Consider the following 12,968-nt stretch of genomic DNA (forward strand, 5'->3'; position numbering starts at 1 on the left):
TTAACCCGGGTAAAATTTTTCCCAAGCCACGGTTATTAATCCTCAATAAATCTTGATTGATTCTCTAATTTTTTTTGAAGTGAAGTATCTCCCATGAGAAACTCGCATGATCTTCGAATTATTTTGCGCGATCTTCATCTCATATCTTATTTATGAAAAAATTTAAATATATATCTTAAATATCTTTTTTGATATTTATACAAGAATCTATTTGCATTCGTGCTATATTTTAAATATGCTCAAAAATAATGTCCTTAAAGAAGCAAAACCTAGTTATAATCTAGAGTCTTCTCGTCACTTAAATTCACCTAAACCATTCTTGAAATGGGCGGGTGGAAAAACTCAACTACTCTCAGAAATACTCGCTCGGATTCCTAAGATTGAAGAACGATATTACGAGCCATTTATCGGGGGTGGTGCTTTATTTTTTTATTTGCAGTTTCATTTAAAATTAGAAAATCCCTATATTTCAGATATTAATCCCGAACTAATTACAACCTATCAAATTATTCGAGATCGAGTTTTAGATTTAATTGATTCTCTTAAAACTCATGATTACGATGAAGAATATTTTTACGATCTTCGCAGCCTCGATCGAAAACGAGACTACGAACGAATGTCGGATATTGCGAAAGCAAGTCGCCTCATTTATCTCAATAAAACCTGCTATAACGGTCTGTATAGAGTGAACTCAAAAGGACAATTTAACGTCCCGTTTGGCAGACATAAAAATCCAAATATTTTTAATGAAGATAACCTAATAGCGTGCAGTGAGACTCTACAAAATACGGAAATTCAGCATGCTTCTTTTGAAGCGATCGAATCTTTAGCTCAACCCGGAGATTTTGTTTATTTCGATCCTCCCTACGTCCCCTTAAATACTTCATCGAGTTTCACACAATATAACCGCAAAAAGTTCGATCTAGAAATGCAAGAACGATTACGAGACTTGTGTATCGAACTCAATCGAAAAAACGTCAAATTTCTCGCATCAAATTCATCGGCACCCTTGGTTATCGAACTCTACGCACCTTACTTTAATATAGAATTCGTTCGCGCCGGACGTGCCATTAATTCTAAGGGTAACAGACGAGGAAAAGTAACCGAAGTTTTAATTAGAAACTACGATCTATAATGTTAGTAGTAACAGGTTACAACAGATGCTTGGATATTAGTTGTCAGCTATATTTTTGGCGATTTAACATATTCAATAACGGTAGCTAAGCCGGATAAAATACCCAATTCTGGCGATTTTAGCGCAAGAATTGCGTCTAAATTCAAACTTAGCTTACTGATGACTAACTTTGTCCGTAAATCGAACCATCTGGCATAATTGCCCCCGTCAGCTTTGCCCCCGTCATCTTGACCAAAAGCCGGTTTTTCGTTCCTAATTTTGCTCCGCGAAAATCTGCACCGCTTAAATCTGCGCCACTAAAATCCGCACCGACTAAATTCGCCTCTTGCAAATTTGCCCGACTCAAATCCGCTTCGAGTAAATTTGCCCGAAATAGGTTTGCTCGGGTGAGATTCGCCCCCTGTAAATTGGCGCGGTGCATGAACGTATCGCTCAAATCTGCCCCCGTCAGGTCGGTATAGCTGAGATTGTAGCTCGATAAATCCTTTTCTTTGAACGATCGCCCTTTCAAATCCTGACCGCTGAGATTCGATCGACTCTTTTGAGTTTGGGTTGCGGCACGAGAATCCGAACCCGAAGACGAACCCGAGGATGAACTCGAATCCGCGCGCCCGTTCGATGGATTCGATTGGGAAGAATAGTAATAGTAATAGGATGAGGGTTCTCGCCGTGGGGGGTCTTTCCGGGGAGGTTCCCGGCGATAATATTCTCGACGCGGGGGTTCTCGGCGATAGTATTCCCGCCGCGTTTGGGTTTTTTTCGTGTGATGTGTCGCGCGATCGCTGCTAGTCGACTTGCCATTTTGGGAAGTGCCGTTCGCGGTGGTTTGACTTCCCGAAGCCTGTCGAATCGAGCGCAGCTTATCCCGCGCTTGATTGATGAGTTTGAGCTGTTCTTGGGCTTTGTCTCGAAGACGGGGATTATCGTTAGGAATGCGATCGGGATGCCAAATAAATGCCAAATCTTTGTAGGCTTGGTTGACATCTTCGGATGACGCGCCAGGTTCTAAGCCCAGCACTCGATAATATCGAGCGAGATCTTCCATATTTCCCTTTTTCCCGTCTCCTGTGTCCTTCATTCCCGATCGCGATCGGATAGTTATTCTATTATGCGGCAAACTTACGTTTGTCCTCGATAATTTTAGATGATATTTAGATAAGTGTTCAAGACGATCGACGCGAAAACAAGTTCATAAATCTATAGATTTAGGGAATACCAACGTGCAAACCCAAGTCGCAGTGGAATCAATCGAACTATAGATTGAGGGACTCGGTAAATTATCTTCAAGTCAAAATCGATCGAGATCGTATCTGTGAATACCATTTTATCTTTTGACCTTTAACCTCTCACAAAATTATCGAGAGATCGAGCATTTGAATTTATCTATAGATCCGATCGTGACGATCTATTTTATGGGTGACGATCGATTTATCCCTCAAACTCCATGATTGCCACATTCGCCAACGACGGCGCGATCGCATCTTTGAAGCCGCGACGATATAACGCTAAACGCCATTCCAACAACCGCTGCAAGTTTTCATCTTCCCTTGCGGCGCGCCAAATTGCTTTTGCACTTGGGAGACGCCGATCGGGATGCTGTCGATCCCACCCAGCTTTGGCTTGAAGACAGTATACCCACTCGAGGAGGGTTACCGTTCGATGTTCTTGGATATCAGCGAGAATTTCATCGATGTGGCGCGGTGGTGGGGTTTTTGCGCTGGGAATATTGGGGGGAGACTTTAGGGAGAGGCGATCGCTTTTTGAGGCAAGTTGCTTTAATTTCGTGGCATCGCATTGGGGACGTTGCGGTAACTGTAGGGAATGAAATTGAATCATAGAATCTAATTGCCAGAACAATGTATTCTCAAAATTAACCCTTCTGATGCCATAAACATTGGAATTTCAACTGTTTCATTTCTTCGAAATACTTATTACTTATTACTTATTACTTATTACTTATTACTTATTACTTATTACTTATTACTTATTACTTATTACTTATATCTAACGGCTGCTGTCGGAATTGAAAGCGAAATACCACTTTGCGATCGCTCGGATCGTCAAAATTAGAATTTGCTTCAATTTCCCCGCGTCCCGCCGCGAGTATCTTTTCTTTTAAACGAGATTTTTGGGTGAAATTTAAATTATCCGAAAAAATATAGGCTGTAACCGATAGCGCCCGTCTCAAACTTAGCTCTAAGTTACTTTCTTCCAACCCTTGAGAGCTAGTATGTCCTTCGATAATAATGCGAGTAATCTGGCGATCGAATTCTTCATTCGAAAAAATAACCTGAGTGTAAATCGGGATGAATTGCTCGAGAAACTGTTTCCCTTCCGGTTTGAGGGTGGCGCTACCTCGATCGAAGAGGATGCGATCGCGAATGCTCACCTCTCCCGTTTCGGGATCGACAGACACCGCGTCGCTCCCCCCCAATTCCGATTCGATCGCCGTTAAAATGACTAACGGTAGGCGATCGAATGCCTCTTGATAGCGTTCGAGTTCGGTGATTTTGGCTTCTAACTCTTCTTCGAGTTTTGCCACTTCAATCAGCTTTTGTTGGAGTTGTAGCTGAACTGTAATAAAGAGCAGCGCAAACAGCATCAGCAATCCCGACATTAAATCGCCAAGGGATAGCCAAATTCCAGTTTCGGTCGTTTCGGTATTTTCGAGTTCGGTGGCTTCAAAATCGTTCATTACCGTTAGGAGTAATACGAAGACCGTTAGGAGTAATACGAAGGACGCGAGCAAGATGCTCGCACTTGGGTATATTTTGGATCTATTCATCGGGTATATTCATCACCCGACACCTGAATTACTGCATTCGATCGATCGTCCGATATTGAATTGCCTCAGCAACGTGAGCGGGTTTGAGGGCGTCATCCCCCGCCAAATCGGCAATGGTACGCGCCACTTTCAAAATGCGATCGGTGGCCCGCGCCGAGAGTCCCAACTTGCGAATTGCCCCCTCCAGGAGATTGCGACTGGCATCGTCGAGTTGGCACCATTGGCGCAAGTGCTGGCTTTGCATTTGGGCGTTGCAGCGAATCGTTTCTCCCTTGAATCGCGTGGTGGCGCGATCGCGTCCCGCCTGCACCCGTTCTCGTACCGGCAGCGATGCTTCCCCCGTCGGCTGACGGGTAATCTCCTCCGGCTTCAGGCGATTTACCGCCACCTGCAAATCAATTCGATCCATCAGCGGCCCCGATAGTTTCGCCCAATATTGCTCGCGATGGCGCGGCGAACAGGTACAGGGTTGAATCGGGTCGCCAAAATAGCCGCAGGGACAGGGGTTGGTACTGGCGACAAGGGTAAATTGCGCTGGAAAGCTTACCGATTGGCGGGTGCGAGAAATGGTGACATAGCCGTCTTCGAGGGGTTGGCGGAGAAATTCGAGCACATCTCGCTTAAACTCTGTCAACTCATCGAGAAACAACACTCCCCGATGCGCCAGGGAGATTTCCCCCGGCTTCGGATAGCTGCCGCCACCCACCAGAGACGGCCCCGATGCGGAATGGTGGGGACTGCGAAACGGGCGATCGCTCACCAGTTGCCCCTTCTCCCGCAGCAACCCCGCCACCGAATGGATTTGGGTGACATCGAGGGCTTCGTCAAAGGTTAGGGGTGGTAAGATACCTGGTAAGCGCCGTGCCAGCATGGTTTTACCACTGCCGGGAGGTCCGACGAATATCAAATTATGCCCTCCGGTTGCGGCAATTTCTAAGGCGCGTCTGGCGTGGGTTTGCCCCTTCACATCCTTCAAATCCAGTCCCAGAGTGCGATCGCCCCGCAACTCCCGGCGCGCGTCGATGGTAACGGCTTCGTACTTCTCGGGGTCGTTGAGAAAATCCGCCACCTCCCAAATACTTTTCAAGCCATACACCGATAACCCCTCTACCACTGCCGCTTCCCGCACGTTCCCGGCTGGAACCACTAACCCCGCTATCCCCATCTTTTGGGCGGCTGCGGCGATGGGGAGGACTCCCGTCACCGGACGCAACGCGCCATCGAGGGAAACTTCCCCTAAAAAGAGGTGATCGCCTAGGAGTTGGGGGTTTACTTGTTCTGAAGCGGCGAGGATGCCGACGCTGATGGGGAGATCGAAGCTGGGGCCTTCTTTGCGCAAGTCGGCTGGGGTGAGGTTGATGACGTTGCGCTTGAGGGGGAACATATACCCGGAGTTTTTCAGTGCTGCTTTCACCCGTTCTTTGGATTCTTGAACCGCAGCATCGGGCAAACCCACCACCACAATTCCGGGGAGTCCGCCGGAGACATCAACTTCTACGCCAACTTTGACGGCATCAATTCCCACCAGGGAAGCACTCCAAACTCTTGCCAGCACAGGTGTTTTCCTTATTGCGATCGATGTTCGATCCCACCATAGCCTAGGGGAATGTTGGAGTGAGTTGGTTTTGGGAGAAAAGGGTTCATGCTTCTCAGGGAGTCGCAAGGCGATCGCACTTTGGGGTAGAGTATTTCAGGTGTGATTCGATCGAATGCACAAAGAGTTCCCAAAAACCCGATCTTTCTGATTTATCGCGCTAACATTTGACCAGGCAAAAATATATGCGGGTGGGAACTATACCAATCGAGATCGAGTCATGTCGGATTATCGATCGAATTGAAGACGATCGATGTCAAGATAACGTTCTCAGTCATCGTTTTTGGGAACCCGAACCAATCGGGATAGAAGCTCAATGTTAGATGGAAAATCAATTTTAATTACGGGTGGCACGGGTTCCTTTGGTAAACAGTGCGCGCGCACGATTTTGACTCAATTTCAACCCCGTAAAATCATCATCTATTCCCGCGACGAACTGAAGCAATTTGAAATGGCGCAAGAGCTGAACGCCCCAGAAATGCGCTACTTTATCGGTGATGTGCGCGATCGCGATCGACTGCGGTTAGCGATGCGAGGGGTTGATTGCGTCATTCATGCAGCGGCACTCAAGCAAATTCCAGCGGCGGAATATAACCCGATGGAATGTATTAAAACAAATATTTATGGCGCAGATAACTTAATTAATGTTGCCTTAGAGCAAGAAGTTGAAAAAGTAATTGCTCTTTCTACAGATAAAGCCGTTAATCCAATCAATCTTTACGGTGCAACGAAACTGGCAGCTGATAAATTATTCGTCGCGGCTAATCATTTAGCAGGGAATCTCAGAACGCGATTTTCCGTCGTTCGCTACGGAAATGTGGTGGGTTCGAGAGGGTCTGTAATTCCATTTTTTCAAAAACTAATTCGAGAAGGTGTAACGGAATTACCGATTACCGATCCGCGCATGACTCGATTTTGGATTACTCTTCAACAAGGCATCGAGTTAGTGCTAAAAAGTTTCGATCGAATGCAGGGGGGAGAAATTTTCGTTCCCAAAATTCCCTCGATGAAAATGACGGATATGGCAGAGGCCTTGGCACCGGGAATTCCTCAGAAAATTGTCGGGATTCGACCGGGAGAAAAACTTCACGAAGTCATGTGTCCGATCGAATCTTCTCACTTAACTTTAGAGTTTGGCGATCATTACGTTATTACTCCCACAATTGAATATCCTCACCCCGTAGACTATACCTGCAATGCTTTAGGAGAAAAGGGAAAGTCCGTACCCACAGAATTTGCCTACAGTTCCGATACAAATACAGAATGGCTGAGCGCACAACAACTTCTGGATATGATTAAATCGTGAATCAGTTTATCCCCTACGGTCGTCAAGATATTTCCCAGCAGGATATCGATGCTGTTGTAGAAGTTTTGCGATCGGATTGGATTACTCAAGGTCCGGCAATTCCTCGATTCGAGCAAGCTGTTGCCGACTATTGCGGGGTCAAATATGCCGTTGCCGTCACCAGTGCGACAGCAGCACTGCATATTGCTTGTTTGGCAGCAGATTTAGGTTCGGGAGATATTCTCTGGACATCGCCAAATACCTTTGTGGCTTCGGCAAATTGTGGTTTATATTGCGGCGCAGAGGTGGATTTCGTCGAGATCGATCCTCGTACTTACAATCTTAGTATCGAAGAATTCGAACGCAAATTAGACCTGGCGAAACAACAAGGACAGCTTCCGAAAGTGGTTGTTCCCGTCCATTTTTCCGGACAATCTTGCCAGATGGATCGAATTGCCGAGTTAGCGAAAAATTACGGCTTTCAAGTCATCGAAGATGCATCCCATGCCATTGGTGCAAACTATCGAGGAAAACCCGTCGGAACCTGTGCGTTTTCCGATCTGGCAGTCTTTAGCTTTCATCCGGTGAAAATTATCACCACTGGGGAAGGCGGCATGGTTCTCACCAATCGAGAAGATTTGTACGAAAAGCTGATTCGCTTGCGAACTCACGGCATCACCCGCAACCCCGATCTAATGCAAGAAGAATCTCATGGGTTGTGGTACTACCAGCAACTCGAACTCGGCTTCAACTATCGCATCACCGATATTCAGGCGGCGTTGGGTGCAAGTCAGATGCAGCGATTGGATGAGTTTGTGGCGCGTCGTCGGGTTCTCGCAGCGCGTTACAACGAATTACTGCAAGATTTACCCATTATTCTACCCTGGCAGCATCCCGATACGGAATCGAGTTGGCATCTGTATGTCATTCGCTTGCAGTTGGAGAAGATTAACAAAACCCACCGGCAGGTGTTTGAAGAACTCCGACAAGCAGGAATTGGCGTAAATCTGCACTACATTCCCGTTCATACTCAACCGTACTATCAAAAACTCGGGTTTGAATGGGGAGATTTCCCACAATCCGAGCAATATTATCGAGAAGCTATTAGCATTCCCTTATATGCGGGTTTAACTCAGGAAAACCAAGATCGAGTTATCGAATCTTTGAGGGGGATTCTCGGATGAAAGTCGTCATTATTGTCCAAGCGAGAATGACCTCCACTCGCTTACCCGGAAAAGTCTTAAAGCCGGTTTTGGGAAAGCCGTTATTGGAATATCAAATCGAGCGATTGCAGCGTGTTCGATTAGCCGATGAAATTGTTATTGCCACGACGAAAAATGCAACGGACGATCCGATCGTAGAACTGTGCGATCGCCTTTCGGTTTCCTACTTTCGCGGTTCGGAAGCAGATGTCCTGGCGAGATACCACGGTGCGGCAACAGAACATAACGCTGATGTTATCGTGCGCGTCACATCAGATTGTCCGCTCATAGACCCGCAAGTTATCGATCGAACGATTCAATATTATCTCGATCGAACCGATGAATTCGACTATGTTGCGAACTGTTTAAAACGAACCTATCCCCGAGGTATGGATACAGAAGTGTTTTCGTTTACAGGTTTAAACGAAGCATTTTTAGAAGCAACGGCGCAACCCGATCGCGAACACGTCACTCCCTTTATTCACCGACAACCCACACGGTATAATTTAGGACAAGTTCTGTATTCTGAAGATTGTAGTCAACATCGCTGGACGGTTGATACTCCAGAAGATTTTGCACTGATTGAGAAAATTTTGAAGGCGATCTATCCGGTAAATTCAGAGTTTAGCTTAGAGGATTGTTTGTACCTTCTCAATCGATATCCCGAGTGGTCGAAGATTAACGCGCACATCGAACAAAAACAGTACGGTGAGTAACATGAAAAGCAATCGACTATTATTTCGCGTTGATGCTTCGACTCGAATGGGGACGGGTCATGTGATGCGTTGTCTCGCTTTAGCTCAGGCATGGCAAGATGAAGGGAAACAAGCGATTTTTGCGATGGCAACTGAAGTCCCGGCATTGGAATCTCGGTTGCGATCGGAAAATATTGAAATCGAGCATTTTTCCGTTCGGCTAGGAAGTGTTGAAGATGCGACAGCAACCATTCGTTTAGCACAGCAAATTGAGACAAAATGGGTGGTGCTCGATGGTTATCATTTCGATGCCGAATATCAACGAATTCTCAAAAATTCTGAACTCAAGCTTTTGTATATTGACGATTGTGGATATGCGAAACACTATTATGCAGATATTATCCTCAATCAAAATATTTGTGCGGATGAGAGTTTATACTTGAATCGAGAACCTTATACCCAGCTTTTACTTGGTACGTGCTATGCTTTACTGCGACGTGAGTTTTTACAGTGGCGAGGGTGGCAAAGAGAAACTCCTTCCGTCGCTCGGAACGTTTTAGTGACCCTTGGTGGTAGCGATCCGGATAATGTAACCCTCAAAGTTATTCAAGCATTGCAACAAGTAGATGTAGAAAAACTAGAGGTAATTGTTGTCGTTGGGGGAAGCAATCCTCACAACGAACCGTTACAGGCGGCTATTCGAGAGTCCCCATTTCCGATCTCTTTGAAACGGAACATAACAAATATGCCAGAACTTATGGCGTGGGCTGATGTTGCCATCTCCGCAGGTGGTTCGACCAACTGGGAACTGGCTTTTATGGGGTTGCCTAGTATCCTTTTGATAATCGCGGATAATCAACGCGAAATTGTTGAAAAGCTCAGCCAAATCAGTGCGGTTTTGAGCCTAGGATGGCATAAAGATGTGAACTTTCAGAAGATAGAACGGGAGATTTTCAATCTGCTGTCTAAAACTGCACTGAGAGTTGAAATGACTCAACTCGTTCGAGAGTTAGTGGATGGTAGAGGTTGTCTAAGAGTGTTATCGAAATTGGAATAAATTTATATTCGGGTAATATTGTCAATCATCTACAATAAACTTAATCATATAGATAGTCTTAAAAATAATTTCTTTATCAATAAGTATAATATTATTTTGAACGGCATGAATATTTTGCATTTAGGACCTGACGATCCTCAAATAATTAATATTTTAAAAAAATATAACGACCGCATTATCTCTACACAAGAAAAGATTGATATATACTCAAGAATTATCCTGGATATTGATTTTATCGTGAGTTATCGATATCGTCATATTATTCGAAAACCAGTTTTAGATAAATTTCAAAAACGAGCGATTAATATTCACATTTCTTTATTACCTTGGAATAAAGGAGCTGACCCCAATCTATGGAGTTTTTTAGAAGATACTCCGAAGGGTGTTTCGATTCATTATCTAGATGAAGGAATTGATACAGGGGATATTTTAGTGCAGAAAAAAATAGAATTTACGAACCAAGATACCTTGGGAACTAGCTATCAAAAACTATCCGAACTTGCTTACCAACTTCTTGAAAGCTACTGGTCAGAAATTCGCGAACAACAAATTGAACCTAAAAGGCAATCTGAAGCTGGTTCATTCCACTATTCAAAGGAGCGCTTAAAATACGAGCACTTATTGAGCTTAGGATGGGAGACTCCCATTCACGAGCTGATTGGTAAGGCAAAAATATAGAGAGCACACATCCTATGAAAAATATTAAAATTCTCAATAAAACGATTAGTCGTAATGACTCTCCTTTCATCATTGCCGAAATGTCAGGCAATCACAATCAATCTCTTGAAAGAGCTTTAGAAATTGTCGAAGCCGCAGCAAAAGCTGGCGCACACGCGCTTAAACTTCAGACTTATACTGCTGAGACCATGACGTTGGATCTCGACGAAGGAGAGTTTTATATCGACGATCCCAATAGTCTCTGGCAGGGAAATTCTCTCTATAAATTGTACCAACAAGCCTATACCCCTTGGGAATGGCACCAACCCATATTCGATCGATGTAAAGAATTAGGAATCATCGGTTTTAGTACTCCCTTTGATGCCACGGCTGTCGATTTCCTCGAATCCCTCAACGTTCCCTGCTACAAAATTGCTTCGTTTGAAAATAGCGATTTACCTCTGATTCGCAAAGTGGCCAGTACCGGCAAACCGATGATTATCTCTACGGGAATGGCAACTGTTGCCGAATTAGACGAAACCGTCAGAACGGCGCGGGAAGCCGGCTGTAATGACTTGGTACTGCTCAAATGCACCAGTACCTATCCCGCAACACCCGAAAACACGAATATTTTGACAATTCCTCACTTGCGAGAACTCTTCGACGTTCAGGTGGGTCTCTCAGACCACACGATGGGAATCGGTGTTGCTGTTGCTAGCGTCGCGTTGGGTGCTACAGTAATCGAGAAACACTTTACCCTGCGACGATCGGATGGTGGCGTGGACTCGGCGTTTTCCATGGAACCCGAAGAAATGCAGCAACTGGTAGTTGAAACCCAAAGAGCTTGGCAGGCGTTGGGAACCGTGCAATACGGACCGACGGATGTCGAAAAAGATTCCCTTGTGTTTCGGCGTTCTCTTTACGTGTCGAAAGATATGAACGCGGGTGATGTATTCACCCCAGAGAATCTAAAAGCGATACGTCCGGGTTTAGGATTGCCATCTAAGTATTATGACGTTTTGCTAGGCAAACAAATTCACCGAAGTATCAAAAAAGGAACTCCAATTAATTGGTCTCTCATTATTTAAGTCTTTTTCAAAAGATGAATAATTTATGAATTAATTAAATGGTTAACGATTGATAATTTTTTCGATGAATCGTACATCGATTTAGCTGATTATTCAAATAATTTAAGCTTTCTCATTTTTATCAAGAACTAAAAGTAAAACATAAACTTTAATAAATCAAAATAATCGATTTTATTTAAAATTGAAGCAGAAATTTATCACGGGCAATAGCATCTATCTTCGAAAAATAGAACCCGAAGATCTGGTAGGTAATTACTTCAATTGGTTTAACGATCGAGAAGTAACCCGATGGACTCAGCATGGCATTTTTCCCAATACATCCCAAGCGATGGAAAAATATTATGAATCTGTAAGTCATAGTAAAACCGACCTAGTTTTAGCCATTATTTTACAAGACGATAATCGCCATGTTGGAAACATTGGTATTCATCGCATTCATCCTATTTTCAGATCGGCAGAAGTTGGCATTATCATTGGCGAAAAAGATGTGTGGGGTCAAGGAATTGGAACTAAATCGATTCAGTTGATGGTCTCTCATGCTTTTCTGCGATTAAACTTGCATCGCCTTTATGCAGGAGCTGTTATTAAAAATATAGGCTGTATTCGTGCCTTTGAAAAAGTTGGCTTTATCCGCGAAGGAATGGCTCGTCAAGCCTATTTTTGTGAAGGGGAATATCTTGACTGTATTAATTTGAGTTTATTACAGTCGGATTGGTTGATGAATCGAAAGAGTGAAGACGCTCGAAATCTATGACTCGGATTGTCGCAACGATTGAAGCTCGAATGGGGTCTTCACGCCTTCCAGGAAAGGTGCTCAAAGAAGCTGTCGGGAAGCCGATGCTGCTATTAATGGTCGAGCGAGTTCGTCGCGCTCGGTATCTTGATGAAGTGGTTGTCGCGACCACCGATCGAGATCGGGATGATGAAATCGTAACTGTTTGCGAAAAACACAACATCTCTTACTTTCGGGGTTCTGAAGATAACGTACTCGAACGAGTGGTCGAGGCAGGAAGACAGTATCAAGCCGATGTGAGCGTTCTGTTGACTGGAGATTGTCCCTTAATCGATCCGTATGTTATCGACCAACATATTTGCGCCTTTATCTCGGCATTCCCTAATGTAGATTGCGTGACAAACTGTGAAGTTCGCTCTTTTCCGCTGGGGCTGGATCTCATTGTTTTATCTTGGAAAACCCTAGCACAAACGCTTCAATTTGCGACCGTCGAACCTTTTCGCGAACACGTAGGTTGGTACGTTCGGCGGCATCCAGAAAAATATAAACGTTTGGATATTATTGCCCCTCCCGGTTTGAGCAATCCTTTTTTCCGAATCACTTTAGATTATCCAGAAGATTACGATCGCATTCAAGCAATTTTTGAAGCTCTCTATCCGGTAAATCCTGAGTTTACAACGATCGATATTCTCAACTATGCCAAACAGCAGAGTTGGATTGATTTCTAGGTAAAATCT

At 44.5% G+C, this 12,968-nt stretch carries 13 protein-coding genes; 9 read left to right on the top strand and 4 right to left on the bottom strand.

Translation table 11 applies throughout. The features are described from left to right. The first annotated feature begins 235 nt into the window (after positions 1 to 235). Positions 236 to 1,135 carry a DNA adenine methylase gene (locus AC2215_RS19180; RefSeq protein WP_486811609.1) on the top strand — a complete coding sequence of 300 codons (900 nt, stop codon included), beginning with the start codon at positions 236 to 238 and terminating at the stop codon, positions 1,133 to 1,135. Between the two features lie 163 nt (positions 1,136 to 1,298). Here AC2215_RS19180 and AC2215_RS19185 read toward each other — a convergent pair whose 3' ends face one another. The 4 genes from AC2215_RS19185 to AC2215_RS19200 form a co-directional block, all read right to left on the bottom strand. After that, positions 1,299 to 2,180 (bottom strand): pentapeptide repeat-containing protein, encoded by an 882-nt coding sequence (locus AC2215_RS19185; RefSeq protein WP_486811610.1) that lies wholly within the window; start codon positions 2,178 to 2,180, stop codon positions 1,299 to 1,301. A 383-nt stretch (positions 2,181 to 2,563) separates the two neighbouring features. Next, positions 2,564 to 2,971 (bottom strand): hypothetical protein, encoded by a 408-nt coding sequence (locus AC2215_RS19190; protein ID WP_486811611.1) that lies wholly within the window; start codon positions 2,969 to 2,971, stop codon positions 2,564 to 2,566. 151 nt (positions 2,972 to 3,122) lie between these two features. After that, positions 3,123 to 3,920, bottom strand: a complete 798-nt coding sequence (locus AC2215_RS19195; RefSeq protein WP_486811612.1) for an OmpA/MotB family protein — start codon at positions 3,918 to 3,920, stop codon at positions 3,123 to 3,125. Between the two features lie 28 nt (positions 3,921 to 3,948). Next, positions 3,949 to 5,475: a YifB family Mg chelatase-like AAA ATPase gene (locus AC2215_RS19200; RefSeq protein WP_486811613.1), complete on the bottom strand. Its 1,527-nt coding sequence runs from the start codon at positions 5,473 to 5,475 to the stop codon at positions 3,949 to 3,951. Positions 5,476 to 5,830: 355 nt separating this feature from the next. Here AC2215_RS19200 and pseB point away from each other — a divergent pair, with 355 nt between their 5' ends. From pseB to AC2215_RS19240, 8 genes are all read left to right on the top strand, one after another. Next, a complete protein-coding gene (gene pseB / locus AC2215_RS19205) occupies positions 5,831 to 6,820 on the top strand; it encodes a UDP-N-acetylglucosamine 4,6-dehydratase (inverting) (protein WP_486811614.1) in 990 nt (329 codons plus the stop codon). Further along, a complete protein-coding gene (gene pseC, locus AC2215_RS19210) occupies positions 6,817 to 7,983 on the top strand; it encodes a UDP-4-amino-4,6-dideoxy-N-acetyl-beta-L-altrosamine transaminase (protein WP_486811615.1) in 1,167 nt (388 codons plus the stop codon). The genes pseB and pseC overlap by 4 nt, the downstream gene beginning before the upstream one ends. Beyond that, on the top strand, positions 7,980 to 8,717 hold the full coding sequence (locus tag AC2215_RS19215; protein ID WP_486811616.1) for a cytidylyltransferase domain-containing protein: 738 nt from the start codon (positions 7,980 to 7,982) through the stop codon (positions 8,715 to 8,717). The genes pseC and AC2215_RS19215 overlap by 4 nt, the downstream gene beginning before the upstream one ends. 1 nt (position 8,718) lies before the next feature. Beyond that, positions 8,719 to 9,753, top strand: coding sequence for a UDP-2,4-diacetamido-2,4,6-trideoxy-beta-L-altropyranose hydrolase (gene pseG / locus AC2215_RS19220; RefSeq protein ID WP_486811617.1), 1,035 nt, complete (start codon positions 8,719 to 8,721; stop codon positions 9,751 to 9,753). Positions 9,754 to 9,858: 105 nt separating this feature from the next. After that, on the top strand, positions 9,859 to 10,431 hold the full coding sequence (locus AC2215_RS19225; protein WP_486811618.1) for a formyltransferase family protein: 573 nt from the start codon (positions 9,859 to 9,861) through the stop codon (positions 10,429 to 10,431). Positions 10,432 to 10,445: 14 nt separating this feature from the next. Further along, positions 10,446 to 11,498 (top strand): pseudaminic acid synthase, encoded by a 1,053-nt coding sequence (pseI, locus tag AC2215_RS19230; RefSeq protein ID WP_486811619.1) that lies wholly within the window; start codon positions 10,446 to 10,448, stop codon positions 11,496 to 11,498. A gap of 181 nt (positions 11,499 to 11,679) precedes the next feature. Then, positions 11,680 to 12,252, top strand: coding sequence for a GNAT family N-acetyltransferase (locus tag AC2215_RS19235; RefSeq protein ID WP_486811620.1), 573 nt, complete (start codon positions 11,680 to 11,682; stop codon positions 12,250 to 12,252). After that, complete coding sequence (locus AC2215_RS19240; RefSeq protein WP_486811621.1) at positions 12,249 to 12,959, top strand: cytidylyltransferase domain-containing protein; 711 nt, start codon at positions 12,249 to 12,251, stop codon at positions 12,957 to 12,959. The genes AC2215_RS19235 and AC2215_RS19240 overlap by 4 nt, the downstream gene beginning before the upstream one ends. The last annotated feature ends 9 nt before the right edge of the window (positions 12,960 to 12,968 follow it).

The organism is Zarconia sp., from assembly GCF_057467645.1.